This window comes from Candidatus Pseudothioglobus sp. Uisw_050_01 (assembly GCF_048085775.1).
GTDB lineage: Bacteria > Pseudomonadota > Gammaproteobacteria > PS1 > Pseudothioglobaceae > Pseudothioglobus.
On record NZ_CP159804.1, the window covers coordinates 15,026 to 41,593 of the forward strand.

Annotated in this window: 28 protein-coding genes and 1 tRNA gene; 13 read left to right on the forward strand and 16 right to left on the reverse strand. The window is 39.1% G+C overall.

The genetic code is table 11. The features are described from left to right. Window positions 1-80 precede the first annotated feature (80 nt). Window positions 81-386, reverse strand: a complete 306-nt coding sequence (locus ABXT51_RS00070; protein WP_416687040.1) for a hypothetical protein — start codon at window positions 384-386, stop codon at window positions 81-83. A gap of 47 nt (window positions 387-433) precedes the next feature. Here ABXT51_RS00070 and secA point away from each other — a divergent pair, with 47 nt between their 5' ends. Continuing rightward, complete coding sequence (secA, locus tag ABXT51_RS00075; RefSeq protein WP_416695518.1) at window positions 434-3,091, forward strand: preprotein translocase subunit SecA; 2,658 nt, start codon at window positions 434-436, stop codon at window positions 3,089-3,091. Between the two features lie 31 nt (window positions 3,092-3,122). Further along, the gene (gene pyrC, locus ABXT51_RS00080) at window positions 3,123-4,160 is read left to right on the forward strand and encodes a dihydroorotase (protein WP_416695520.1); all 1,038 of its coding nucleotides are present in this window, start codon (window positions 3,123-3,125) and stop codon (window positions 4,158-4,160) included. Here pyrC and ribF read toward each other — a convergent pair. The 10 genes from ribF to uppS all read right to left on the reverse strand — a co-directional run bounded on the left by ribF (window position 4,152) and on the right by uppS (window position 13,631). After that, on the reverse strand, window positions 4,152-5,081 hold the full coding sequence (gene ribF, locus ABXT51_RS00085; RefSeq protein ID WP_416695522.1) for a bifunctional riboflavin kinase/FAD synthetase: 930 nt from the start codon (window positions 5,079-5,081) through the stop codon (window positions 4,152-4,154). The two genes, pyrC and ribF, sit on opposite strands and share 9 nt — an antisense overlap. Window positions 5,082-5,102: 21 nt before the next feature. Beyond that, window positions 5,103-6,134 carry an A/G-specific adenine glycosylase gene (gene mutY, locus ABXT51_RS00090; protein WP_416695524.1) on the reverse strand — a complete coding sequence of 344 codons (1,032 nt, stop codon included), beginning with the start codon at window positions 6,132-6,134 and terminating at the stop codon, window positions 5,103-5,105. Further along, window positions 6,131-7,189, reverse strand: a complete 1,059-nt coding sequence (gene metA, locus ABXT51_RS00095; RefSeq protein ID WP_416695526.1) for a homoserine O-succinyltransferase MetA — start codon at window positions 7,187-7,189, stop codon at window positions 6,131-6,133. Before metA ends, mutY begins: the two co-directional genes overlap by 4 nt. A gap of 1 nt (window position 7,190) precedes the next feature. Next, window positions 7,191-8,027, reverse strand: a complete 837-nt coding sequence (locus ABXT51_RS00100; protein WP_416695528.1) for an ATPase — start codon at window positions 8,025-8,027, stop codon at window positions 7,191-7,193. Between the two features lie 19 nt (window positions 8,028-8,046). Beyond that, window positions 8,047-8,847, reverse strand: a complete 801-nt coding sequence (locus ABXT51_RS00105) for a DUF2797 domain-containing protein (protein WP_416695530.1) — start codon at window positions 8,845-8,847, stop codon at window positions 8,047-8,049. Then, window positions 8,838-9,713: a phosphoribosylaminoimidazolesuccinocarboxamide synthase gene (locus ABXT51_RS00110; RefSeq protein WP_416695532.1), complete on the reverse strand. Its 876-nt coding sequence runs from the start codon at window positions 9,711-9,713 to the stop codon at window positions 8,838-8,840. The genes ABXT51_RS00105 and ABXT51_RS00110 overlap by 10 nt, the downstream gene beginning before the upstream one ends. Before the next feature lie 85 nt (window positions 9,714-9,798). After that, on the reverse strand, window positions 9,799-10,917 hold the full coding sequence (locus ABXT51_RS00115; RefSeq protein WP_416695534.1) for a peptidoglycan DD-metalloendopeptidase family protein: 1,119 nt from the start codon (window positions 10,915-10,917) through the stop codon (window positions 9,799-9,801). 13 nt (window positions 10,918-10,930) lie between these two features. Then, window positions 10,931-12,085, reverse strand: a complete 1,155-nt coding sequence (gene dxr / locus ABXT51_RS00120) for a 1-deoxy-D-xylulose-5-phosphate reductoisomerase (RefSeq protein WP_416695536.1) — start codon at window positions 12,083-12,085, stop codon at window positions 10,931-10,933. Then, window positions 12,082-12,885: a phosphatidate cytidylyltransferase gene (locus ABXT51_RS00125; RefSeq protein WP_416695538.1), complete on the reverse strand. Its 804-nt coding sequence runs from the start codon at window positions 12,883-12,885 to the stop codon at window positions 12,082-12,084. The genes dxr and ABXT51_RS00125 overlap by 4 nt, the downstream gene beginning before the upstream one ends. Further along, the gene (uppS, locus tag ABXT51_RS00130) at window positions 12,885-13,631 is read right to left on the reverse strand and encodes a polyprenyl diphosphate synthase (protein WP_416695540.1); all 747 of its coding nucleotides are present in this window, start codon (window positions 13,629-13,631) and stop codon (window positions 12,885-12,887) included. The genes ABXT51_RS00125 and uppS overlap by 1 nt, the downstream gene beginning before the upstream one ends. 127 nt (window positions 13,632-13,758) lie before the next feature. Here uppS and hisF point away from each other — a divergent pair, with 127 nt between their 5' ends. The 4 genes from hisF to ABXT51_RS00150 are packed head-to-tail and all read left to right on the forward strand — an operon-like array spanning window position 13,759 to window position 16,218. Next, entirely contained in the window at window positions 13,759-14,532 is a 774-nt protein-coding gene (gene hisF / locus ABXT51_RS00135) for an imidazole glycerol phosphate synthase subunit HisF (RefSeq protein WP_416695542.1), read from the forward strand. A 59-nt stretch (window positions 14,533-14,591) separates the two neighbouring features. Then, the gene (locus ABXT51_RS00140; RefSeq protein WP_416695544.1) at window positions 14,592-15,128 is read left to right on the forward strand and encodes a hypothetical protein; all 537 of its coding nucleotides are present in this window, start codon (window positions 14,592-14,594) and stop codon (window positions 15,126-15,128) included. Beyond that, the gene (gene cyoE / locus ABXT51_RS00145) at window positions 15,128-16,024 is read left to right on the forward strand and encodes a heme o synthase (protein ID WP_416695546.1); all 897 of its coding nucleotides are present in this window, start codon (window positions 15,128-15,130) and stop codon (window positions 16,022-16,024) included. The genes ABXT51_RS00140 and cyoE overlap by 1 nt, the downstream gene beginning before the upstream one ends. Before the next feature lie 2 nt (window positions 16,025-16,026). After that, window positions 16,027-16,218: a DUF2970 domain-containing protein gene (locus ABXT51_RS00150; RefSeq protein ID WP_271537166.1), complete on the forward strand. Its 192-nt coding sequence runs from the start codon at window positions 16,027-16,029 to the stop codon at window positions 16,216-16,218. Here the strand turns inward: ABXT51_RS00150 and ABXT51_RS00155 are convergent. Next, the gene (locus ABXT51_RS00155) at window positions 16,210-16,872 is read right to left on the reverse strand and encodes an SCO family protein (RefSeq protein ID WP_416695548.1); all 663 of its coding nucleotides are present in this window, start codon (window positions 16,870-16,872) and stop codon (window positions 16,210-16,212) included. The two genes, ABXT51_RS00150 and ABXT51_RS00155, sit on opposite strands and share 9 nt — an antisense overlap. A gap of 1 nt (window position 16,873) precedes the next feature. Then, on the reverse strand, window positions 16,874-17,842 hold the full coding sequence (locus tag ABXT51_RS00160; protein WP_416695550.1) for a COX15/CtaA family protein: 969 nt from the start codon (window positions 17,840-17,842) through the stop codon (window positions 16,874-16,876). A gap of 325 nt (window positions 17,843-18,167) precedes the next feature. Here ABXT51_RS00160 and coxB point away from each other — a divergent pair, with 325 nt between their 5' ends. The 7 genes from coxB to ABXT51_RS00195 all read left to right on the forward strand — a co-directional run bounded on the left by coxB (window position 18,168) and on the right by ABXT51_RS00195 (window position 23,561). Further along, window positions 18,168-19,292, forward strand: coding sequence for a cytochrome c oxidase subunit II (coxB, locus tag ABXT51_RS00165; RefSeq protein WP_271558683.1), 1,125 nt, complete (start codon window positions 18,168-18,170; stop codon window positions 19,290-19,292). 15 nt (window positions 19,293-19,307) lie between these two features. Next, entirely contained in the window at window positions 19,308-20,918 is a 1,611-nt protein-coding gene (ctaD, locus tag ABXT51_RS00170; protein ID WP_416678104.1) for a cytochrome c oxidase subunit I, read from the forward strand. A gap of 102 nt (window positions 20,919-21,020) precedes the next feature. Continuing rightward, window positions 21,021-21,542 carry a cytochrome c oxidase assembly protein gene (locus tag ABXT51_RS00175; RefSeq protein WP_271537158.1) on the forward strand — a complete coding sequence of 174 codons (522 nt, stop codon included), beginning with the start codon at window positions 21,021-21,023 and terminating at the stop codon, window positions 21,540-21,542. Between the two features lie 15 nt (window positions 21,543-21,557). Further along, entirely contained in the window at window positions 21,558-22,436 is an 879-nt protein-coding gene (locus ABXT51_RS00180; protein WP_271558684.1) for a cytochrome c oxidase subunit 3, read from the forward strand. Between the two features lie 69 nt (window positions 22,437-22,505). After that, on the forward strand, window positions 22,506-22,724 hold the full coding sequence (locus tag ABXT51_RS00185; protein ID WP_271537156.1) for a DUF2909 domain-containing protein: 219 nt from the start codon (window positions 22,506-22,508) through the stop codon (window positions 22,722-22,724). After that, entirely contained in the window at window positions 22,724-23,422 is a 699-nt protein-coding gene (locus ABXT51_RS00190) for an SURF1 family protein (RefSeq protein ID WP_416695552.1), read from the forward strand. The genes ABXT51_RS00185 and ABXT51_RS00190 overlap by 1 nt, the downstream gene beginning before the upstream one ends. Window positions 23,423-23,485: 63 nt before the next feature. After that, a tRNA-Thr gene (locus tag ABXT51_RS00195) sits at window positions 23,486-23,561 on the forward strand. A 42-nt stretch (window positions 23,562-23,603) separates the two neighbouring features. Here the strand turns inward: ABXT51_RS00195 and ABXT51_RS00200 are convergent. Genes ABXT51_RS00200 through ABXT51_RS00210 form a run of 3 tightly spaced genes read right to left on the reverse strand, consistent with a single transcriptional unit; the run spans window position 23,604 to window position 26,545 of the window. Beyond that, the gene (locus ABXT51_RS00200; protein ID WP_416695554.1) at window positions 23,604-25,226 is read right to left on the reverse strand and encodes an acyl-CoA synthetase; all 1,623 of its coding nucleotides are present in this window, start codon (window positions 25,224-25,226) and stop codon (window positions 23,604-23,606) included. Window positions 25,227-25,237: 11 nt separating this feature from the next. Then, window positions 25,238-26,053, reverse strand: coding sequence for an enoyl-CoA hydratase (locus ABXT51_RS00205; protein WP_271558687.1), 816 nt, complete (start codon window positions 26,051-26,053; stop codon window positions 25,238-25,240). 39 nt (window positions 26,054-26,092) lie between these two features. Further along, complete coding sequence (locus tag ABXT51_RS00210; RefSeq protein ID WP_416652140.1) at window positions 26,093-26,545, reverse strand: OsmC family protein; 453 nt, start codon at window positions 26,543-26,545, stop codon at window positions 26,093-26,095. Between the last annotated feature and the right edge of the window lie 23 nt (window positions 26,546-26,568).

Consider the following 26,568-nt stretch of genomic DNA (forward strand, 5'->3'; position numbering starts at 1 on the left):
GTTTTAAGATATTAAGATAAAAAGCCGCACCATTATAATGTAAATGGTTGATATTTAAAAGCAAAAAATGACCCAAATGACTAGTAGTTTTTTTTATCAACCTTAATAGTGATTGATTTGATATTTGTTAGGCCCTCGATTTGTTTAATTAAAGAGAGGAGATTTGTTTTTTGTTTTTCAGCTCGGAAGGCTATGGATGAGTTTTTAGCAAGTAGGGTAACGCCTTGAGAGCCTAAAAAGCAAAGATTAAGACCTTTAAACTGTTCAGAGTACTGCGCCTTAATTAATGCGTTTAAGTGGTTATGTTCTTTTGCTTTTTCAAATAAAGAGCTTAGATTGCTGCCAACTTTAAAATTTGTAGGGTTTCCTTTTGTTTTGTCTTGCATATATGAGAAAATACCCCAGTTTTATTAATTAATTTCGTTCGTCTTCTATGAGTATTATAAATAATGTTTTATCAAAAGTTTTAGGGTCTCATAATGACCGGCTAATAAAAAAGTATAACGGCCAAGTTTCCAAAATTAATTCGTTGGAAGAAAAGATGCGCTCGATGAGTGATGACGAGCTTGTCTCAATGACGGCAGAGTTAAAAGAGAGGCTTAATAATAAAGAGAGTGAGGAAAGCATTTTAGCTGAGTCTTTTGCCGTTGTCAGAGAAGCAAGCCAAAGAGTTTTAGGTTTGCGGCATTATGATGTCCAGCTTATTGGCGGCATGGTTCTTAATGAGGGCAGTATTGCGGAAATGGGAACTGGTGAAGGAAAAACATTGGTTGCAACACTGCCAGCCTATCTGAATGCGCTTGCTGGAAGAGGAGTCCACATTGTAACTGTGAATGACTATTTAGCAAAGCGTGACTCTGAATGGATGGGAAAAGTGTTTTCTTTTCTTGGGCTTTCAGTTGGAACGGTTTTTTCAGGAATGTCTGGTGATGAAAAACAAAAAGCTTATTCTTGTGATATCACTTATGCAACAAATAATGAGCTTGGTTTTGACTATCTTAGAGACAATATGGCTTTTTCTCAAGAGCAAAAAACACAAAAGAAGCTTGCCTTTGCAATTATTGACGAGGTTGACTCGATCTTAATCGATGAGGCTAGAACGCCACTAGTTATATCTGGGCCAACAGGCGATCATGCGGAGGTCTACATCGCGATAGATAAAATGATTCCAAGCTTCACACTTCAAACCGAAGTTGGGGAGGGCAAGGAGGTTGAGGTTATAGTTGCAGGAGATTACACTCTTGACGAAAAACATAAACAGGTTTTTCTTACTGATGATGGTCATATTAAAGCTGAAGACATGCTTATAGCCGCTGGCGCCTTAGCCCCAGAGTCTAGCCTATATGACTCCAGCAATATTATTTTGATGCAGCACTTATTGTCAGGACTTAGGGCCCATGTATTGTTTAAAAAAAATGTTGATTATCTCGTTAAAGATGACGAGGTTGTGATTGTTGATGAGTTTACTGGAAGAACAATGGAAGGCAGAAGATGGTCGGAAGGTCTTCATCAGGCAATAGAGGCAAAGGAAAATGTAAGCATTAAAAAAGAAAACCAAACTCTGGCCTCAATAACATATCAAAACTACTTTAGGCTTTACGAGAAGCTATCAGGAATGACTGGAACAGCTGAAACAGAGGCATCTGAGCTTCAAGATATTTATGGTCTAGAAGTTGTTGTTGTCCCCCCTAATACAATCTCCTCAAGGATTGATCACTCAGACCTAATTTATGGAACGATGAATGAAAAGCTTGACGCTGTTATGAAAGACATTCAGGCGTGTCAAAAAAGTATGCAGCCAGTTCTTGTGGGAACAAACAGCATCGAAAGCTCGGAAAGTGTTTCTGCTCTTCTAACGAAAAATAAAATTAAACACGAGGTTCTTAACGCGAAGCAGCACCAACGTGAGGCTGAGATTATTGCAAATGCTGGAGCGCCAGGAGCCGTAACTATTTCAACAAATATGGCTGGAAGGGGAACAGACATTGTTTTAGGGGGAAGGCCTTTAGAGGTCCCTAGTGAGGCTGAAACTGAGTCTTGGAAAGCTAAGCATCAAAGTGTTATAGACTCGGGAGGCCTTCATATAATCGGCACAGAGCGAAATGAATCACGAAGGGTCGATAACCAGCTACGCGGACGAGCAGGAAGACAGGGAGATATTGGATCAACGCGGTTTTATCTGTCACTTGAAGACAGCTTAATGAAGATATTCGCATCTGAAAAAACAGCCTCCATGATGAAAAAGCTTGGCATGAAAGAAGGAGAAGCCCTTGAACATAGTTGGCTGAATAAAACAATTGCCAATGCGCAGAAAAAAGTTGAAGGAATGCACTATGACGCACGTAAGCACCTTCTTGAGTATGACGATGTTGCGAACGACCAAAGAAAGGTAGTTTATCAGCTTAGAGACGAATTAATGGGAACTGAAGATGTTAAGGATCGTTATGAAGCTATCAGAGAAGGGGTTATTTCCAGCCTAGTTTCTGGCTATATTTCAACGACTATGCTTGAAGCAGACTGGGATGTTAATTCGCTTCATAATGTTTTAATTGCAGACTATGCAACCAATATTCCAATCCAAGAAGAAATAGATGGTGGCGCAGATGTTGATGAAATTCTAAAATTGATTCTTCAGGGCCTTGCTCTTGCTCATCAGGTCAAGGAAAATGCAATAGGAAGTGAAACAATGAGGACTTTTGAAAAAGCGGTTATGTTAAGAGCCCTTGATCAGCATTGGAAAGACCACCTTGCTGTAATGGACCAGCTAAGACAAAGTGTAAATTTGCGCGGCTATGGGCAAAAAAACCCTGTACAAGAATTCAAGCGAGAGTCTTTTTCAATGTTTACTGTCTTGCTCGAGACTATAAATATTGAGATGGTTCAGGCCCTTTGCAGCTTGAGCCTTGAAAAGCAACCTGAAATGAATCCTGAGAATTTAACTAAAAAAGAACGCCCGCCATCTGTTCAAAAAAAAATCCCCTCTGTGCGTCGCGCAGTTAGTTCAGGGCAGCCGGTAAAGAATTTAAAAGTTGGAAGAAATGACCCTTGCCCTTGTGGGTCTGGGAAAAAATATAAGCAGTGTCATGGATAAGACTTATTTTTTTGGAGGCAGCGCGCTCTAAATGCAGAGAATAACGCTCACTAAGCCAGACGACTGGCATCTTCATCTTAGAGGGGGGCATGCAATGAAGTCTGTTGTTGGTATGAGCGCTTTACAGATGGGAAGAGCGGTCATTATGCCAAATCTTTCACCGCCAATAAGAGATGTATCGCAAGCAATAGCTTATCGTAAAGAGATCATGAGCTCTTTGCCAGCAGAAACAACCTTTAACCCTCTGATGGTGCTTTATCTTACAGACCACACAACTAAAAATGAAGTTATTGAGGCGAGTGAAGCCCAAGAGGTTCACGCAGTAAAGCTTTATCCTGCGGGAGCTACAACTAACTCAGATAGTGGAGTAACAAACCTATTAAGCACTTATCCTGCTTTAGAGCAAATGCAAAAAGAAGGTCTGCCACTTCTAATACATGGAGAAGTAACTGATAATGACGTTGATATCTTTGACCGAGAAAAAGCTTTTATAGACAAAACGCTAACTAAACTAGTGCGAGACTTTCCTGGCCTCAAAATAGTTCTTGAGCACATAACAACAAAAGATGCTGTTGACTTTATAAACGAATGTGAAATAAATATAGCGGCAACAATAACTCCTCACCATCTTTTAGCAAATAGAAACCATATGCTTGTGGGTGGAATTAAGCCACATTTTTATTGCTTACCTGTGCTGAAAAGAAAATTGCCACATCAAGAGGCGCTAATCGCAGCAGTGACCTCAGGAAGCCCAAAATTTTTTCTAGGCACAGATTCGGCGCCACACGAGAAGCATCAAAAAGAAGCGTCCTGTGGATGTGCGGGAGTCTTTAGCGCACATGCGGCCATTGAGCTTTATGCTGAAGCATTCGATAGGGCTGGAAAAATTGATAAGCTAGAGGGGTTTGCATCTTTCTTTGGCGCTGATTTTTATGGCCTTGAAAGAAACCAAGAAAAAATTACACTAGAAAAGACTACATGGCGAATACCTGAGAGCTATAATTTTTCTGGCTCACATGTGGTGCCTTTTTTTGCGGGAGAGGCGCTCTCTTGGAAGCTATTAGCTTAAAAGTACCATGCCTTTAAAGTAGTCCTTGCTTTTTTCAACATCATTTTTAATTTGACTTTTAAGTTCTTCAAGCGAATTAAATTTTAATTCATCTCTGCACTTTTGTTTGAAAACAACAGTCACACGTTCACCATAAATTTCTTGATCAAAGTTAAAAATAAAAACCTCTAAAAGGACCTTGATACCCCCTATTGTTGGTCTTTTTCCAATATTGCACACACCTGTATAAGTAGTAGTATTAATTTTAACTAGTACACTATAGACCCCAAGAACAGGGCTGAGTTTTCGTCTGATACTTATATTTGCCGTAGGAAATCCAATTGTTCTCCCCATTTTTTCACCATGAGCAACCCTGCCGCTTATTGAAAAAGGCCTTCCAAGATAAGTTTCTGCTTTTTTAAAATCCCCCTGGGAAAGTAGTTTTCGTATTGCTGAGCTACTAATTCGCTGGCCTTCAAGATGAACCCCATTAATCTTATCAACTAAATAGCCTTTCTCAGAAGACATCTCTTGAAGCATTGAAAAGTCCCCAAGACGGTCCTTGCCAAATCGAAAGTCATCGCCAATAAAGCAATGCTTTACGCCAACTTTGTTAACCAGAGTTTGGTTGATAAAAGACTCAGCGCTTATTTCGGAAAAAGTTTTGTTAAACCTTATTAAAAGGTGTTTGTCTATGCCAAGCGACTCGAGAAAGAGGTGTTTGTCCCTAAAGCTGCTTAGTTTCGCTTTTGTCCTTCCAAAAAAAGATTCAGGGGTCACAGAAAAAGAAATTACAAGCGATGGAATGCCTTCATTTTTTGCAGTTGAGACAAGCTTTTTAAGTATTTCCTGATGACCAACGTGAACACCATCAAAGTTACCAATGGTAAGAACACAACCAGATTGATGTTTAAGATTATGAAGGCCTCGTATTAGTTCCATTATGCTATTTTACTCACAGCTTTAATGATGGTTTATTAAATCAAGCGAATGAATAATTTTTTTAACTGGTGCGGGAACTCCAAGAGCAATATTATGTGTTTTGTAGTAATTATCAGATGATCCTGGAGAGCTTACAATAATTGGACTAATCCAAAGAGTGTAATGACTAAAGGCATGTTTGAATTTAGTAAGTGATTGGACGATTTTTGCCTTAGGGTTATGGTTAATAATTGTCTCTTCTATTTCTGCTTCGTTTTCTGAGCACTCAGCAAAGCTCCATAGCCCACCCCAAATTCCTTCGCTTGGTCTTTTTTTAAGATAAACTTCACCCTTTTCATTTTTATAAATTAAGAATACAATATTTCGTTCAGGTTTTATTTTTTTAGGTTTTTTGTTTGGATAGATGTTCTGTTGATTATGAATAAAGGCCCCACAATTCTTTGATATAGGGCAGTTTTGACAGTGGGGTTTTCTTGGGGTGCAAACAGTAGCCCCAACATCCATTATTGCTTGTGTGTATTCTGCATTTTGTTTTTCAGGGGTATGAAGCTCTGCAAGACGCCATAATTCATTCATAACATTACTCGAACTATAGTGACCTTCCACCCTGTGATATCTTGCCAAGACGCGTTTCACATTGCCATCAAGGATTGCATGTGGCTGGCTGAACGTAAGAGATAAGATAGCTCCAGCAGTTGACTTGCCAACACCAGGAAGCGCTATAACTTCTGAATAGGTTTTGGGAAAAATACCACCGTAAAGAGCTAAAGTAATTTGTGCAGTTTTATGTAAATTACGAGCTCGGCTATAGTAACCAAGTCCAGCCCATGCGGCCAAAACATCATCCTCGCTTGCATTAGCGAGCGAAGTTATATCTGGAAATTTTTTAATGAAGTTGTTGAAATAATCAATAACAGTTTTAACTTGAGTTTGTTGCAACATAACCTCAGATAGCCATACGTGATATCCATTTGGAGGGCTAGATTGCCAAGGAAGGTTTTTTCTGCCATGTTTTATAAACCAATTTAAAAGGTCACTCGTTAACTCCGTCACTTCTCTAGGCTTAGCGGATTATTTGGGTCAATGGTCTGCATAAAAGGCTTTCTAATGTTTTCATTAGTTACCTGATAAACACAGCCAATCCAGTTATTAATAATAGCACTAGCACTATCATGCCAGGTGTTGTCTAGGGTTTTTGTAAGAATCTCTTCTGGAAATTCTTTAATAGTCGCTGTTTTATTTATAAGCCTGGCGCGATACTCTGTCAAAATAGCGCAACTTTGTAGCGACAAATAATTGCTTGGAAATGGTGGGTAGTCTAAGGTTTTTTTTTCGAGGTAAAGCGAAACTTCTCTCTTATACTCCTTTAAAAGACTGACGGAGTCGTACTCAGGGTGCCCTTGAAAGAAGACAATTCTAAAAAGATCAGGACTGACTGCAAGGTGAACGCCAATAGCGCTTTTAGCTAAAACTACAGCCTTTGCCTCTTCAAATTGGGACTCAGTGATCTCATTAAATCGTGAGTGCGGTATGTCAAAGCGAGTGTTAACACCCTTAACAAGAGGGTGTGTTCTATCAATTACCTGATGAGGAAACACGCCCCAATGTTTTTTTCCAGCGGCCTTTCTTTTCTGGCCATACTTAAACTCTAAAACAGCATGGGTTGCAAGGCAAGAGCATAAGGTCGAGGTTACGTTTTCATAAGACCAGTCAACAACCTCTCTCAGCTGTTCGTAAAATGGAGCGAGCTGAAGGTCTGGATCAGTCACATTAGCGCCCGTAATAATTAGCGCATCAAGTCCTTGAAGTTTAATTTCTTCAAAGGTTTTATAATGCTCTTTAATGTGCGCTGTCGCATGTTTTCCTCTTTCGACGCTTGAAAGTGAAAAAGGGTGGACATAAAACTGAGCAATTTGATTTGAATGGCCTATCAATCGAAAAAATTGCCTCTCTGTTGCTTCAAGCGCAGAATCGGGCATCATATTTAATAACCCAATATGAAGCTCTCTAATGGTTTGATGTTGAGCCCTCTCAATAGAAAGAATTGTTTCGCCTTGTTTTGCAAGGCGCTCAAATGAAGGTAGTTTAGAGTGTGCTATTAGAGGCATGTTATTTAAGCGCGCTAGAGATTAAATTTAAGACATCCTTTGCAGAACTGCACTTATGAAGCGCATCACTTTCTATTGTGCAGCCGTATTCATCGGCAAGTGCGCTGTATTTTTTAAGCCTATCTGCAACTAGTTTTGGAAACACCCAGCTAACAAAAGCATTTGGGCTAATTTGAGCTGCGTAAGCTAAACTATTTTCTTTCAAGTAGGAGTGAAGAGCTTTCTCAAAAAACCTTGGGTTATAGTACATTGGTTTTGGCTGGCTTTTAGCTCTATCAATAAGTAATCTCTCATTTTCCTTGCTTGTTTTGATATAAATAATTAGTGTTTTTTCTGACAGAAGTTGATAAAGTTTTCTGTCTTCTAGCTCGCATAGGCTTCCCCCAGCATCGTTAATAAAATGAGCGTAACCGTCTTTTAAAGACTTATTAATAAAATGAGGAACCTCATACATTGTCTTTTTTTCTGCTTCCAAAAAAAGACTTTGGCGATGAATAAACTCCTCAATAGGAAGTCCGCCTTCTTCAGGATTGCCAACTTTTCCAAGAAACGCAGAAATTGGCTCTAAGTTATCAAAAGTAACTTGACTATTAACACTTATAGAGTTGTTTTCTATAAGTGGCTTAAGCCATGAATCATTTTTCATTTTGTTAGCTACATTGTTAATGATGACTTCTTTAAGATGAGTCGCTCCAATTCTATAATCTCCAGAAAAATGGTACCACCCACCTTCTTCGCCAATAAGTTTAGCAAGATGAGTCTTGCCTACGCCAGACATCCCAAGAAGTGTTAATCGCTTATTTTTTTGATTTATAAATTGTTTGGCAAAATTTATCATATTGACTTTCATTAGTCCATTAGCTGCTGATTGTAAGGTGATAAGAGCTAAATTTTCTTATATTAAGCACACCACTGTCTAACAACAAATATTGTCCTTTTATGCCTTCTAGAACACCTGTGATGATAGGCGTCTTATCAAAGTTTAAAGACACAACCTTTGTAGGATATTTTAGCACAGGGTAGTTTATATTTACCTCATCATCACTAAGGACTGTGGCCTCAGTTTCTTTTATCGTGCCTGCAATTTCACCTAGTAATGTCTCTTTTAGAGACGAAAGATCTGATTGCTCCACTTCATTTTTTAGCATATTTCGCCAGTTTGTTTTGTCGGCAACAAATTGTTTTAATGCAACTTCAATCTTCCCGGAGTCTAGACGTGACTTTGCCTCAAGTATAGGCAGCGCTGAAACTGCCCCTTGTTCAATCCAACGGCTATAAATCCTTTTTTTATTGGTGATTCCAACCTTAGGTTTAGATGTATTTGCAAGATAAATAATGGTTGGCTGAAAACAGTAGTTAAGACCCCATTGCGGCTCTCTACAAGTGCCCTCAGAATAGTGACAAGTCTCAGGCCTCATGATGCATAAGTCGCATCTAGCTAAAACTTGTGTACAGGGAAAGCAATAGCCCCCAGACCAGCTTTTTTTAGTCCTCACTCCACAATTAGCACAAAGTATTACGTCATTATATTTGAGCTCAATATGCTTTCCTACAACAGCGTTCATGTCAATTAGATTCTCTCCAATAGGAAGGCTATATTTTGCGCTGCCCACTTCAAGAGAGGTGTTCATCATTTTTATGTGGCCACTTAACTGCATAATATCGATTGAATGTTCCTATATTTTTCAGCAGTTTTATTCATAATTGACTCTGGAATTATCGGAGCAGGAGGGGTTTTATCCCAGTCAAGCGTTTCAAGATAGTCTCTAATAATTTGTTTATCAAAGCTTTTTGGACTTTTCCCTGAAGAATAGTCGGCCAAAGACCAAAATCTTGAAGAATCTGGAGTTAAAATTTCATCCATTAGGGTCAACTTGTTTTCAGAGTCCAGGCCAAATTCAAACTTTGTGTCAGCAATAATAACACTTCGAGATAGCGCATGTTTTTCAGCAAAATTATAAAGAGTAAGGCTTATTTTTTTGATTTGCTCTGCAATATCTTCGCCCACTAGTGAAACAACCTCTTTGAAAGATATATTGGCATCATGCTCACCAGGTACAGCTTTTGAAGAAGGAGTAAAAATAGGGTTTTTAAGTTTTTCAGCAAGAACCATATTAGGAGGGAGGTCTATTCCACAAATAGACCCAGACCCTAAGTATTCTTTCCAGCCAGAGCCAATTAAGTAGGCTCTTACAACAGCTTCAATAGGCAGTGGTTTGAGTTTTTTTACAACAATTGCCCTTCCTTCAAGCGCTTCAGCCTCGTTACCTGGCAACACTTCATCAAGCCCAATGTCTGTTAGGTGGTTTTGAATAATGTGCTCAGTTTTATCAAACCAATAGTTTGCTATTGATGTGAGAATTTTTCCTTTTTCTGAAATAGGCTGATCAAAAACAACATCAAAAGCTGAAAGCCTATCGGTTGTAACTATAAGCATGTTGTCTTTATCAATATCAAAAATATCCCTCACCTTGCCGCGATGAAGAAGAGGTAGGGATAGCTTTGTTTGCAAACTGGAATGCATAAGAACTATAAAACAAACTAAAGTATTTATTTTAATCGATTGCGCAATAGCTGGGGTATTGATAAAACTGAAGAATAAAAGAGTGTTACTTTATGTTTAGATTCTGAAGAATTTGTCTTGCCCTTTTTTGAAACTCTGGCATTGCGCTAGTTGGCACGAAAGATTGTTTAGGTAATTTTATTTTTTCAGGATCTTGGTGGATCCCATTAACGCGAATTTCATAATGAAGATGGGGACCAGTAGATTGACCTGTAGTCCCTACATAGCCAATTAATTCCCCTTTTTTAACTTTTTTTCCAGACTTTAAGCCCGCAGCAAATTTTGATAGGTGGGCATAAACGGTAAGATAGTTAGAGCCATGCTTTAAATAGATAACGTTGCCATAGCCAGATAACGTGGCCCTATATTTCACAATTCCTTTTGCAGGCGCGTAGACCGGTGTTCCAGAGGGAGCTGCAAAATCAGTGCCTCGATGTGAGCGATAGATCTTGAGCGTAGGGTGGAATCGCCTTTTTGTAAAGCCCGAGCTAATTCGATTATATTTTGTAGGTGCAAATGCAAAGGTGTCGTTTATAGTGGCGCCCTTTGAAGTAAAGTATTTATTTTGACCAAGAGTATTTTTGTATGAAAAAAGTGCAATAGTTTTTCTACTTCCAACGTAAATCATTGCAATTGGAGTTTTTCCTCCATTCCAAGACAACATAAATTTGTCACCCTTTCTTAGGTCTCTACTAAGGTCCATCTCCCATGAAAAGTTATCAACCATCATTTTAGTAACTTCAGCAGCTACCCCAGCTTTTTTGGCGTCATAGTTTAGAGACTTTTGGATTGTAATTATGGTCTGAGATAATTTCCCAATTGGCTGGATATTGGCTTTGCCATAATTAAAAGATTGGCCGTCATAGGTTATAAATAAAGGGTTGTCATTAGCTGGACTATAAATGATTTGGTCGAGCTCGTGATTATCGTTCAGGGTTATCCTAAACTTATCACCAGGATAAATATTGTTAAGCTTCTGAGCCCTTTCATCAGAGGCCATTAGTTTTTTGAGAAGCTTTCCTGATAGGCCTGTGCTAAAGAAAAATTTGTAAAACGCGTCGCCTCTTGATACTTTAAAACTATAGTCATGTGTTCCGCTGGCAGCAGAAGGAGCGCTTAAAAAAACGCAAAATGATAACAAGGTGATTAAGAAAGATTTATACATTTAGGACGGTTTGTTATGAAAGACTCGGCTCAATAACAGACCGAGCTATTTGACGAGAAAGATAGTCATTTTCCACAACACTTGCAAGCGTGTCAAGCCTCGAAATAGGAGCTATAGCTAAGGTTTTTTCTATAATTTTGCTAATGTCTAGAAACCCTATTTTTTTATTTAAAAAAGCGTCTACAGCAACCTCATTTGCAGCATTAAGCGTTCCAGGGGAACTCTGCCCTTGTTCTAAAGCATCATATGCTAGTCCTAGGCACTTGAACCTATCCATATCGGGTGATAAAAATTCTAGTGATGTTTGCTTGGTAAGATCAAGCTCTTCAACACCAGAAGTTTGACGGCTTGGATAGGATAATGCATAAGATATTGCGCTTCTCATGTCTGGCAGCCCAAGTTGGGATAACACACTGCCGTCATTAAAATAAACAAACGAGTGAATAATACTTTGGGGATGAATTACTACCTCGATTTTAGAAGACGAAAGTTGAAATAGGAAGTGAGCTTCAATTACCTCCAGGCCTTTGTTCATCATGGTAGCAGAGTCAACTGATATTTTTTGGCCCATTTTCCATTTTGGGTGCGCGCAGGCCTGTTTTGGGGTTGCTTTATTAAGTTCTGCTATTGGTGTTTTTAGAAAAGGACCGCCTGATGCAGTTAACTGTATTTTATTAAGGCCCTGTTTGCCACCTTGGAGGCATTGAAATATTGCGCTATGTTCTGAGTCTACAGGGATTAATTCTGCCCCAGACTCTTTGGCGGCAGCAACTAATAAATTACCACCTAGGACTAGAGACTCCTTATTTGCAAGCATAACTCTTTTTCCTGAGGTCACCGCTGCAAAAGTTGAGGATAGTCCAGCGCTTCCAACTATTGCCGCCATAACAAAATCTGTATTTTTATGAGAGGCTATATCATTTAAAGCGCCCTCACCTTGTAATACGATAACCCCTTCTGGCACAACTTTTCTTAAGCTCTCTGCAGCACCTTCATTAGCCATTACTACAAATTTTGGCATATGCTTAATGCAAAGCTTTTCCATTTCCCTCCAGCTATTGTTTGCCGTTAAGGCAAAGACGTTATATTTTTCTGGATGAAGTGACATAACAGCTAGTGTGTTTAGTCCAATTGAGCCCGTTGCCCCTAAAATAGCTACATTTTTCATAGCAAGACCGCAATTAAAAGAAAAAATATTGGAGCAGACGATGTTAAGCTATCTATTCTATCAAACATTCCGCCGTGCCCAGGAAGGATATTACCACTATCTTTTACTTCTGCAATGCGCTTTAAAATGCTCTCAAATAAGTCACCAAGAACTGACACAAGTGAAATCACCAGGGCTATAAAACTAAATATTAAAAAATCACTCAATAACGGCGCTTGGACTGAAACATATACGTATGAAATAGCAACTACTTGAGCAAGAGCAGCCCCACCAAACACTCCTTCAAGTGTTTTTCCAGGGCTAACACTTGGACACAACTTAGTTTTACCAAAAAGCTTACCTGCAAAATAAGCGCCGATATCTGCCGCCCAGATTAAAATCAAAAGAAACAAGACTAGCATGGGGTCTAACAAGTGCAGTGCCATTAATGCGATTGCCATTGGCACAAAAATAAACAAACCGTTGACTAGCTTAACTAATAAATTTTTTCTCAGTAGGCGAGAGCCTTTTGGAAATTTTACTACCCAAACTAAGGCGATTAACCACCAAATTGCAGCGGCATATAAGACAGCTAAATTTGAAGGCGCATTACTTAGAAAATAGGTTGCCAGTAATATAATTAAAGCATAAAGAGCCTTGCCTGCTAAATGCTTTATTTGAATTAGATTGCAGTACTCCCAAGAACTAATAATAAGAATTAAAGCAACGGCTAATGCAAAGCTAGTTTGAGTCAACACCAAGATACCAAAAACTGCAATTGGCGCAACAATAGAGGCCGTTAAGATTCTCTTAAGAAGCATTATTTTTCACCATTTCGCTTTCCAAATCGTCGCTCTCTCAAGTGAAATGCCTCTATGGCAGCATCTAGTTCATGCTCATCAAAGTCGGGCCACAAGGTGTTACAGAAATATAGTTCACTATAAGCAATCTCCCACAGCAAGAAGTTGCTTATCCTTACTTCTCCGCTTGTTCTAATTAACAGGTCTACTTTAGGGAAATCTGCGAGAGAAGAGTGCGCGCGGAAAAGGGAAGCATCGATTTTTTCAGGATCGATTTCTCCGTTGACAGACTTAATAGCAATTTTTTTGGCAGATTCTGCGATATCCCACTGACCACCATAGTTTGCAGCTATAACAAGATTGAGGCCATTATTATTTTTGAGCTGTTTTTCTGCGTCAACAGCTAGCCGCTGTATTTCAGGAGTAAAAACGGAAAGATCTCCTATAATTTTAAGCTTAATATTGTTATCGTTTAGTTTCGTTGTTTCATTTTTCAAAACAGTTAAAAAAAGCTTGAATAAAAGCCCAACTTCTTCACTAGAACGATTTAAGTTTTCACTACTAAAGGCAAATAGAGTTAATGTATTAACACCCAACTGACCACAATGCTTAACAATTTTTCTAACACTTTGAACTCCTTTTTGGTGGCCACTTGAGCGAGGAAGGTGCTTCGATTTTGCCCATCTTCCATTTCCATCCATAATGATTGCTATATGCTGGGGAGGTAGTTTTTCGTCTTTAAATGAGCCTAGTTTTTTTTCAGTCATGGAGCGCAATTATACCTATTAGGGTCTTCAAAACCTAATCCAAAGTATCCATTGATGGGGCTTGGTACTATCATTATGATAATGCACTAAAAAATCTGACTAGGTTTATGCGGTAAAATAATGCTTCATGAGCTTAGCAAAAAGAATAATCCCATGCTTAGATGTCTGCGACGGGAGAGTTGTCAAAGGCGTCAAGTTTATTGATATTAAAGATGCTGGGGATCCGGTTGAGGTGGCAAAGCGTTATGATAATGAAGGTGCTGACGAAATAACATTTCTAGATATTACGGCATCACATGAAGGAAGAAACACCACGATAGGAATGGTTGAGAGGATTGCTAATCAGGTCTTTATTCCGCTCACTGTTGGTGGCGGCATTCGAAAGGCTGATGATGTTCGAGCAATGTTAATGGCGGGCGCTGATAAAGTTGCAGTTAACTCTGCTGCAATTTTTAACCCAAAACTTATTAATGAGCTTTGCGCTATATTTGGCTCGCAGTGTATCGTTATAGCTATTGATGCAAAGCGAGTGTCCTCTAATCCACTGAAATGGGAAATATTCACCCATGGAGGGCGAAAACCTACAGGTATTAATGCCATAGATTGGGCCGTAAAAATGACAGAAGGAGAAAATGGTGCTGGAGAAATTCTTCTAACATCAATGGACAGGGACGGCACTAAAGATGGATTTGATCTTGAGCTAACTAAGGCAGTTTCTGACGCGGTTGACGTTCCTTTGATTGCCTCTGGTGGGGTTGGTAATTTAGCACACTTATCTGAGGGCATTATTGATGGCGGAGCTGATGCAGTTCTTGCTGCTAGCATCTTTCACTTTGGAGAGTTTACTGTAGAAGAAGCTAAAAAAGCAATGCGAGAAAATGGCATAGAAGTTAGGCTTTAGCTGGTTGAGTTTTTAAGTTCATAAGCGTATCATTACGCAGTTTTGACTCTAGGGAACAAATGACAGTAAAAAAAGATTTTTGGGTATTGTTATCGATATTTATTCTGCCCATAGCCATTGGTACTTTATTTTTTTATTTGAATCCGACTTATTTCAGTCAGAATACAGTTAACTATGGTGAGCTTATTCGCCCAGTTATAACAACTGAAAAAGCCGATATTGAATTTGAAGACGATGCCACATTTAATGGCTTTTGGACGCTTGCATACGCTTCCAAAAACTGTGATAGCATCTGTGAACAGGCTGTAGCAGATATTAAAACGATTCGCACCCTCATAAACATGGACATGCGAAGAATTCAAAGAGTTTTGATTACTAAAGATGGTTCGCTGCCTATGGTTAGCGATGAAAACTTACTTATAGCTAGAGTTATTAATAAAAAGTTAGCTGCCAAGCTTGCAGAGTTTCCAGAAAACTCAATTTTTTTAATTGATCCAATTGGTAACTTTATGCTGTATTACAACTCAAAAGAGATCAACATTAAGTTTGTGCTAAAGGATCTTAAGCGCCTACTTAAATATTCAAGGATAGGCTAATGGGCAGTCTTCCCTCTCTTAGAGACCTCTTGGGGCTTTGTAAGCTGAAAGTTGTCTCGCTGATTTTGCTTACAGCTGTTGTTGGAATGCTGCTAGCAGTGCCATACCTTCCTAATCTCTTTCTAATTGTTGTCGCTTCTGCAGGAATATCATTAGCCGCAATGTCCGCTGCAGTTTTTAATCACGTGGTCGATGAAAAAATTGATACAAAGATGTCTCGTACCGATCGACGCCCCTTGCCTGAGGGCAGAGTAACGCGAAACCAAGCGCTGATATGGGGGTTCTTTTTAGGCATTGTGGGCATTTCATTATTGGTAATTTATGTTAACTTATTGACTGCAATTTTGACGCTTATTTCTTTGATTGGCTACGCTGTTTTTTATACAATGTATTTAAAGAGGGCTACGCCTCAAAATATAGTTATTGGTGGCGCTGCAGGCGCTGCGCCTCCAGTTCTTGGATGGACCTCTATAGCAGGTTCTCAAGGAATTGAATATGCACTTTTGCTTTTTTTAATTGTCTTTATTTGGACGCCTCCGCACTTTTGGGCGTTAGCAATTCATAGGCGAGAGGAATATAAAAAAGCTGAAATACCAATGCTTCCAGTTACTCATGGCCTTGAATTCACTCGAGTACAAATTCTTTTATATACAGTGCTATTATTTTTGGTTGCCCTGCTGCCTTACTTGACAGGTATGAGCGGTTTAATTTACTTAGTTTCTGCTGCGACGCTAGGCGTACTATTTTTAGGCTATTCTATAAAGATTTTTATAGAGCCTGAAAATCCTCACATTGCATTTAAAACCTTTAAATTCTCGATTAATTATTTAATGGTTTTGTTTTTAGCACTACTACTTGATCACTATCTTTTGATGACCTTTGGAGTTTCTTCTTAGTAATGGGGTCTTTATTACAAGTTTTTAGGGCGGTAGCTTCTGCAATGATTGGGGTTGGAAAAAAGAAACATTTAGCGCAAGATTTTGAGTCTACGGAGAAAACTGGTCCTTGGCCTTACGTTATCGTTGGAATTATTATGACCGCACTTTTTATTGGAACTATTCTATTTGCAGTTAGGCTTGTATTACCTTAGATTTTCGATAATTATATCAATTGCCTTTGCCATTTCTATAGGCTCATGAGGACTTGTCAACAAAGCTGTGAGCTTTAATTCTGGGTTGAAAAGTAAGTAGCTGCTTGTATGATCAATGTCATAGTGATCACCATGATTATGATTGCTATGATCTTCCAGCGCTAATTTTTGTGACTCAACTACTTCATGATAAACCCCTAACGAGCTGCTAATTGACAATAGCTCATCTTGATGAGCGGTCAAACCTAAAAATGTAGGGTTAAAGGCGCCTGCAAACTGATCAAGCTTTCCAATATCACGCATAGGGTCTACTGATATAAAAACAACTTGAAGTTTCGTTTGATTTTCCATCAACTGGTATGTCAGACTGATCTTTGAAAGGTCTATTGGGCAAACGTCTGGACATGATGTGTAGCCAAAATATAATAGCACCCATTTTCCTTGAGACACATCTGATAAGTGCGTCACTATTGACCCATCATTAATAAAGTTTAGCTTCTCTGAAACAGACTTTGCCTCAGGATATAAAGATGCTGCAGGGGCAACAGATTTTTTGAGATCCTGCATATTTGGCTTACCACCACCATAAAAAAAAGTAGCCATAACCGCAATTGTAACTACCAAAAGTAAAGATACTTGGGTAGTTTTGTTCATATTATGAGGCAGTATTTTGATTAAACATTCTATGTGCGAGGCTTATCAAACTTAATAAAAGAAAAAGAGCAACTGCGTTGTGCATAACCGCAGCAAACATTGGTAAAGACATAACAACATTGATAATACCAAGTGCAACTTGGGCCGATAAGAGGCCTAAAACTACAATAATATTCCGCCTTAGTGTAGGATAATTCTCTAAAACAAAACATAATGAAAGTATCGCTACAGTAACAACTATCGCTCCAACTCTGTGAACCATCTGAATAGCAGTTCTAGTTTGATTTTCCAAAATTCCAAATTCATAATCGACTCCAAGCTCACCCCAATAATAGGCATTTTTAAAGTCCATATCTTCAGGCCACATCTCACCCAAACAAGTAGGAAAATATTCACCACAAGAAAGTGCTGCATAGTTAGTACTTGTCCAGCCGCCCAGAAATATTTGGAATATCAGTAAAGCCGTTACTATGATGAGCATTAATTTATGGCGTTTTAAAACAGGCTGCCCAATTTTTGGTTGTGGACGCTGATTCAAAAAAAGCCAAAATAACAAAGTGGTTGTTGAGAAGCCCCCAAACAAATGCATGGTAACTATGCCTGGGTGAACCTGTTCGGTAACAGTCCACATTCCAAGCGCGCCTTGAAAACCAACCAGTAAAAGTAAAGCTGTGGGAAGCTTAATAGATTGCTCTCTTTTGGTTTTACGAAATACTGCCAGTAAAAATATAACAAGTATTGAAAGTCCTAGTATTGAGGCGGCGTACCTATGAACCATTTCTTTCCATGCTTTAGCAACATCAAGGGGCCTTTCATATTCACTCGAAATAACATCTGGAACTAATAACTCACCATAACATCCTGGCCAATCTGGGCAGCCAAGTCCTGCATCTGCAAGTCGAGTATAGGCCCCAAGAATGACAACTATAAGAGCTAAGATTAAGGAAATATTAATGGTTTTATTGAACATAGTCGGTAATTAGTTTAGTCAGAGAGATATTTTAATTGAAGCAAGTTAAATTTTGAAAAATTACGTTAATTATTTTTTATTTCTTGATAATATATATGGGTATTGATTGCATTTTCAATCTTTTAGTCTTTCTTTTTTAAAGCTAGAGTGGCAAGCGAAAAAAGTTCAACCAATATTGAGAATAAAGGTGAATTTTTACTTGGTAAAAAGACGATAAACAGGTATCATTTGATTGCATTTTTTATTTGAAAATTGAAATTGCATATTTAAGAGCTATATATCTAATTAATAATATAGCTATACAAAGATTTAATTCGGAGATTCTATGAAATTATTGTTTAAACTTACCGGCGCATTTACTGCACTTTTAAGCTCCAAGTCTGTCTTGGCAGAATACACATTCAATATGACCAAAGGCGTTACAGATATTAGTAACGATATTTGGGGCCTTCACATGATGGTATTTTGGGTTTGTGTCGGTATTGGTGTTGTTGTTTTTGGCGCAATGTTTTATTCAATTATTGCACACAGAAAGTCAAAAGGAGCCAAGGCTTCTAACTTTCATGAGAGCACGACAGTAGAGTTTTTATGGACAGGAATACCAGTTTTGATTCTAATCGCAATGGCTATCCCAGCTTCAAAAACACTTATTGACATTGAGGTTCTGGATAAGGCTGATATGACTATAAAGGTAACTGGAGTAAGGTGGAAGTGGCAATATGACTATCCTGAAGAGGGCATAAGCTTTGCTTCTAATCTCGCACAATCGTCTATGGATGTTATCAAGGGGACACCTGAAGAGCGTGAAGCTGTTCACAAAGACGGTGGCTACCTTCGCGACGTTGATAAGCGTTTAGTCGTTCCAGTAGATACAACAATTCGTTTTTTGATTACATCAAATGATGTAATTCATAACTGGTGGGTTCCAGCGTTTGGCCTTAAGCAGGATGCAAACCCAGGATTTATAAATGATGCATGGGCAAAACCCAACATAATTGGAACTTATAGAGGTCAATGCGCTGAGCTGTGCGGAAAAGGCCATGGGTTTATGCCTATTGTTGTTGATGTTGTTTCTAAAGCTGACTACGCTGAGTGGGTTGAAAGTATGCAGGCTGAAAAAGTTGCTGAACTTGCAAGCGCTACTCAAGTTTGGACTGAGGCAGATCTTGTTGCTAAGGGAGAAACTGTATACAACGCAAACTGTTCGGGCTGCCATCAAAAAGACGGCACTGGTATTCCTGGTGTCTTTCCTGCAATGATTGGATCAGAGGTAGCCAATGGCCCAGCAGCATACCAACTTAATCTAGTTATAAATGGAGTGGTCGGAAGAATGCCTTCATTTAAGGCGTTAAGTGATTCTGACATAGCTGCAGTAATAACATACGAAAGAAGATCTTTTGGTAATAATGGATCAGTTGTTCAACCTTCAGATGTTACATCTGCACGTTAATTTAAGGAGAAATATATGAGCTCAACTACAACGGCAGCATACGATGATCACGGTCATGGCCCTGAAAAAGGACTTCTAAGATGGGTTAAAACAACCAATCATAAAGATATTGGAACGCTATATATGTGGTTTGCATTTGCAATGCTTCTGATAGGCGGTTCACTTGCAATGGGAATTCGAGCAGAGCTTTTACAGCCTGGTTTGCAATTATTTGAACCACAGTTTTATAATCAGCTGACTACAATGCATGGTTTAATTATGGTTTTTGGAGCGATTATGCCGGCCTTTGTTGGTTTGGCAAACTGGCTTATTCCTTTGATGGTAGGAGCGCCTGATATGGCTCTGCCAAGAATGAATAATTGGAGCTTTTGGATCTTGCCGTTTGCAGGAGCAATTCTTTTGAGTACGTTCTTTATGGAGGGTGGAGCGCCTGCTTTTGGCTGGACTTTTTACGCACCACTTTCAACGACCTTTGCTCCAGACTCAACTGACTTCTTCATTTTTGCAATTCACTTACTAGGATTTTCTTCAATTATGGGAGCGATTAACATTATTGCTACGGTTCTTAATATGAAGGCCCCAGAAATGCGATTAATGGACATGCCACTTTTTGTATGGACATGGTTAATCACATCGTTTTTATTAATTGGTGCAATGCCAGTTCTAGCAGGAGCTGTTACGATGATGCTGACGGATCGAAACTTTGGCACAGCATTTTTTGATGCGGCGGGCGGCGGCGATCCAGTAATGTTCCAGCATATTTTTTGGTTCTTTGGTCATCCAGAGGTCTATATTATGATTTTGCCAGCCTTTGGTATCATCTCTCATATTATTCCAACCTTTGCTAGGAAGCCTCTTTTTGGCTACTCTTCAATGGTTTATGCAACTGCATCGATTGCATTTTTGTCATACATAGTATGGGCTCATCATATGTTCTTAACGGGAATGCCTGTGGCAGGCGAGCTTTACTTTATGTACGCAACAATGTTAATTGCAGTCCCTACTGGAGTAAAAGTTTTTAACTGGGTTGCCACGATGTGGAAGGGCTCTTTGAGCTTTGAAACCCCAATGCTTTGGGCGCTTGCGTTTGTATTTTTATTTACGATTGGTGGTTTTTCTGGGCTAATGCTTGGCATCGCTCCAGCCGATATTCAGTACCACGATACTTATTTTGTAGTTGCTCATTTTCATTATGTTCTTGTAACTGGAGCCCTATGGGGAATCATTGCAGCAGTATTTTACTGGCTTCCTAAGTGGACAGGAAAGATGTACAACGAGCCCCTTGCTAAATTTCATTTCTGGTGGGCGCTTATCTCGGTTAATGTAACGTTCTTCCCTCAACACTTCTTGGGACTTGCTGGAATGCCGCGTCGTATTCCTGACTACTCACTTCAGTTTGCTGACTTTAACTTTATCTCTTCAATTGGTGCATTTTCTTTTGGACTGTCATTCTTATTGCTTACTTACATTGTTGTAAATTGCATCCGTAATGGTAAGCCAGCAGACGCAAGACCTTGGGAAAGCGCTAAAGGCCTAGAGTGGACTTTAGCATCACCAATTGCTTATCATACGTTTGACGTTCCGCCAACAAGAGCAGAAATTTTGGCAGAGTCTCAGAGTAATTAATGATAGATAAAAAAAACAATAGAGCTGTTGGTATGACTGCATTGATAGTTGCTGTTGTTGCAATAGGTCTATATGCGCTAACCATTGCCCTTAACTCCTGACGTGGAAAGAAAAAAAATTACGAAAAGTTTTTGGATAAAGCTAGTTTCCGTTCCAATCTTGATGTTCTTTTTTGCCTACGCGATGGTGCCTTTATATGATGTGCTGTGCGACATAACAGGTTTTAATGGAAAGACTGGTAGAGTAGAAACAGAAAAGCAGTATCAAGTAAATGAAGAGAGATTGGTGAGTGTTAGTTTTTTTGCGGCAACGACTCCTGGCTTCCCAGTTCAGTTTGCGCCGAAAGTAAGCTCGATGGAAGTCATACCTGGAAAGTTTTATACTACCAGCTACATTGCTAAAAATACGACCGATGAAATAATTTATGGCCAAGCAATTCCAAGTGTTGCACCTACAGATGCGGCTCTTCACTTTAAAAAGCTAGAGTGTTTTTGTTTTGTAAAGCAGGCGTTTCAACCTAATGAAGAGGTCGAAATGACGCTTCGATTTGTAATTGAGCCTGAAATGGATGAGTGGATCAAAGATGTTAGTTTGTCCTATAATTTTTATAAGTTAGATAGTTAAGAAAGGGGAAGAAAAATGAGTAACGAAAAATATTATGTACCTCATGGTACCTACTGGCCGATTATTGGATCAATTGGTGTTTCAACTTTATTTGTAGGGTTTGCGAACCAAATGCATGATGTAAGTTGGGGCTGGCCTGTGATGGTTTTGGGTTTTGCAATAATTGCATTTATGTTATTTGGATGGATTGGAACAGTTGTCAGTGAGAGTATTGGCGGACTCTACAATTCACAAGTTGACAAATCTTTTCGATGGGGAATGAGTTGGTTTATCTTTTCTGAGGTAATGTTTTTCGCAGCCTTCTTTGGTGCTCTTTTATACGCAAGAGTTTTGAGTGTGCCTTGGCTTGGTGGCGAGTACAACAATATTTATACGCCAGAGTTGTGGGAGGGCTTTAAATCAGCTTGGCCTCTTATTACTACTCCTGGTGAAGTAGGGCAGAACGGCGTTACTTTTGCTACTAACTTTAAATTAGTAGATACTTGGGGACTTCCAGCGCTAAATACGGGACTTCTTTTAACTTCAGGTGTCACTTTAACTTATGCTCATCACGCTTTAAGGGCTGGCCATAGAAATGCATTGATGGCTTGGATGCTAGCAACAATTGCGCTAGGGGTTGTGTTCCTGGGCTTCCAAATTACTGAGTATGGACATGCCTACCACGATGGATTAAAGCTAACTTCTGGAATTTATGGATCAACGTTTTACTTGCTGACAGGATTCCATGGTTTCCACGTAACCATTGGCGTGATTATGCTGACAGTCATTCTTTATCGTATTCAAAAAGGACACTTCAATTTGGAGAATCATTTCGCCTTTGAAGGCGTTGCTTGGTATTGGCATTTTGTTGACGTAGTATGGCTAGGGCTATTCATATTCGTATACTGGATATAATTACGAATATATGGTTTTGTAAAAGGCCCCTTCGTTGGGGTCTTTTTTTTCAATTAATGTAGGAAAACTATGGATTATTTTGTAATAGCTATAATTGTATTAATATTTTTCTTTTTAGGCGCTGCTGTTATTGGCTTACTTAAAGGCGGCAGAGAAGGTTCTGACAAAATGTTTAAAGCGCTAAGAATGAGGATTATTCTTTCAGTTTTCTTGTTTGTCTTTTTACTATTTGCTAATTATATTGGATGGATAGAGCCTAATAACTTTAACCTGCTGCCAACCCAATAATGAGCTTACGTTTTATTCTGCCTTCGATTCTAATAACTGCGACCTTTGCATTCTTAGTATCCCTCGGTTTTTGGCAGCTGGACCGCGCCGATGACAAACGCAGTATTGAGACCTCAATAAAGCTGGCGAATACTGGCAGCGTTGAACTTATCAAGGAAGAAGAAGGCCTTCAAAATAAAGAGTACTATGAGGTTCGACTTCAAGGAAAATACTTAAGTGATAAGCAGTTTATCTATGACAATCAAATTGTTGATCAAGTTTCAGGCTATTATGTTCTAACTCCTTATGCCCTAGAAGGCCAGTCAAAAGCTATCTTAATTAATCGAGGTTTTATTCCATGGAACGGGCGTAGAGATAAATTAGCAGATATAGTTATTGGACAAGAGACTAGAGAAATAAAGGTACAGATCTCAAAACCAATTAAGAGAATGGAGCTCAAGCCAAGTGAAGTTGGTATTCAATTTCCAGTCCTAATCCAATCGATCGACCTACAAGATATGGCTGATAGAGCCAAGGTTGATTTTTCAAGTGTCATTGGCTTGTTAGATGCGTCTGCCTCTAATGGTTTCATTAGAAAATGGGCGCCTTACACTGGAAGTATTGAAAAGCATATAGGGTATGCTGTTCAATGGTTTTTGATGGCCCTTGTTCTTGCAATAATAGGAATTCATATTGCGATAAAGCAGCGCAAAAAATAATCAAATTTTGATGGTATAAAACATTCTTTAAATAAAAAAGCTTACTGTATAATTTCCCACTAAGCCGAAGTAGCACAGTTGGTAGTGCAACTGATTTGTAATCAGTAGGTCGCCAGTTCGAGTCCGGCCTTCGGCACCAATAAATAAGTATTAAGCGGTCTAAATGACCGCTTTTTTATTGTTAATTTTTTACTCGTTCTCGTAAAATGAATTTTTGTACTTTTCCAGTTGAGGTTTTTGGAATGGCCTCAAAAATAAATTTACGTGGTAATTTAAATGAAGCCATGTTGTCACGGCACCATTGACCAAGTTCCTCTTCTGAGGCTTTCTGGTTTTTGTTAAGTTCTATAAATGCACAAGGGGACTCGCCCCATTTTTCATGGGGCATTGCTACAACTGCTGCTGCATTAACAGCAGGGTGCTTATGTAATACCTCTTCTATTTCAATTGAGGATATATTTTCACCGCCAGAGATAATAATGTCCTTTGAGCGATCCTTAAGCTGAATGTAGCCATCATTATGAATGACCGCTAAGTCACCTGAGTGAAACCATCCGCCTGCAAATGATTCTTCAGACGCCTTTTTATTTTTTAAATAACCCTTCATGACTACATTACCCCTAAACATTACTTCACCAATAGTCTTTCCGTCATGAGGAACAGGTTTCATGGTTTTTGGATTAACAACATCAAGAGATTCTAGTGGCAGATAACGCACGCCTTGACGGGCTTTTAGTGAAGCTTGTTTTTCCTTATTAAGGTCATTCCATTCTTGGTGCCATTCATTAACAACTGCAGGGCCATAGGTTTCAGAGAGGCCATATAGATGAGTGACATTAAAGCCTGATACGTTCATTTCAGTAAGTGTTTTCTCAGGAGGTGGTGCTGCAGCGGTAAAGAACTCAACTCTGTTTTCAAGCAAACGCCTTTTACTATTTTCTAGTGAAAGAATTGTTGACATAACAATTGGAGCCCCACATAAGTGAGTTACTTTATAATCGGACAAGGCGTCCCAAATCGGTTCAGGTTTGACGTATCTTAAACAAACATGTGTTCCAATTATTGCAGACATTGTCCAAGGAAAGCACCAGCCGTTGCAGTGGAACATAGGCAGCGTCCAAAGATAGACCGCGTGTTTATTAATTGAGGCAATGAGCGCATTGCCTTGAGCTAATAGGTAAGCACCGCGATGATGAGAAACAACTCCTTTCGGGTTTCCTGTAGTTCCAGAGGTATAATTTAGTGATATTGCATCCCACTCATCTTCGGGCATAAGCCAATCAAACCCAGGGTCTCCACCAGATAAAAAAGACTCGTATTCAACTGCTCCACTTAGGGAGTCAATTATTGGAAATTCACTGTCACTATAGTCAATTAAAATCGGATTTACCTTAGATAGTTCTAATGCAGATCGAATAGTGCTAATAAACTCACGATCCACAATCAGCACTTTAGTATTAGCATGATCAATTTGGTAGGCAATTTTTGCGGCATCAAGTCGCGTATTTATACTATGTAAAACAGCCCCACACATTGGAACGCCATAATGCGACTCGAGCATTGCAGGAGTATTTGCAAGAATTACTGATACAGTATCACCGCGATTAATCCCTTTTTTTGAAAGCGCAGATGCAAGCTGACAAGAGCGCTGATAGAACTCACTATAGCTTCGCTTTATGGACCCATGAATTATTGCTGTGTAGTCTGGAAATACTGACGCCGCTCTTTCAAGAAAAGTAATTGGCGTTAGAGGCTGATAGTTAGCTGGATTTCGATCTAAATCAGTGTTGTAAGGATTGCCCATAATCGTTATGACTATTCATCTTGCCATTTAGGCTGACGTTTTTCTAGAAATGCATTAATGCCCTCTTTTGCATCAAGTGTCAGCATATTATCGACCATTACTTTTGATGCATAATCGTAAGCATCAGAAATAGACATATCTTTCTGATTGTAGAAAGCTTGCTTGCCAGTTTTTAAAGTCATACTTGATTTTGAGGCAATCACTTCAGCAAGCTCCATAGCGCTTATAGTTAAATTTTTATCGTTTACAACGCGATTGATAAGGCCAATGCGCTCTGCTTTATTTGCATCCACCATTTCTCCAGTTAATAGCATTTCCATCGCTGCTTTATTGGATATGTTTCGAGATAGCGCGACCATAGGAGTTGAGCAAAAAAGACCAATATTGACGCCTGGCGTAATATATCGTGAGGATTCTCCGCCAACAGCTAGGTCACAACACGCGACAAGCTGGCAGCCAGCTGCAGCTGCCACTCCAGCAACCTCAGCAATGATTGGCTTAGGATGATTGACAATTAGCTGCATGAGGGCAGAGCAGGATGAAAAAACTTTTGTGAAGTATTCGAGCCCATCATCATCAGCACTTCTTCCAGCAGACATTTGTTTTAAGTCATGACCAGAGCAAAATGCTGGGCCGTTAGCAGCAATTATGATTACTCTGGTCTTTCCATCTTTTGAGGCGTGATTAAGAGACAGAGTCATTGCAGTCATCATCTCTTCAGACAAAGCATTTCTTCGTTTGGCATCGTTTAGTGTTAAGCGAAAGACGCCATTATCAGTAAATTCTTCAAGCAGTATTGATTCGATAGGACTTTCCTTGTTGCTCATAAAATAAGCCTTATATTAGCATATACGCTTTAAATTTTTTTAAATGTTTATGTTAACTTCTACGCCAGAGTCTAGAGTATTTGCAATGAAGCAATATCTGTGAGCTCTGTCGTGCATCTTTTCTAATTCTTCATGACTAACTTCAAAACCATGGTCAAAGGATACTTTTGGATGCAGATCTATTTTATTTACAATCATTTGCTTCTTATCATTCTTGCCTAGGTGTGCAATTGCATGATCTTCATAGGATAATACAGGCCACTTTGTTTTTGCTGAAAGAGCTAAAAAAGTCATCATATGACAGCTGCTTAATGAGGCAGCTAGAGCTTGTTCAGGATTGGTGTTTTCAGCTGAGCCACCCCAGTCAGGAGCAGTGTCAGCCTTAACCATGTAATGATCATTGTATGAAACTTCATGTTCGCTAGAAAATTTTCCAGGAGAGAGTTCTTCTTCTTTTCTCTTCCAATTAAGTTTGATAGATAGTTCAGACATAAACTTTCTCCTAAATAATTTTG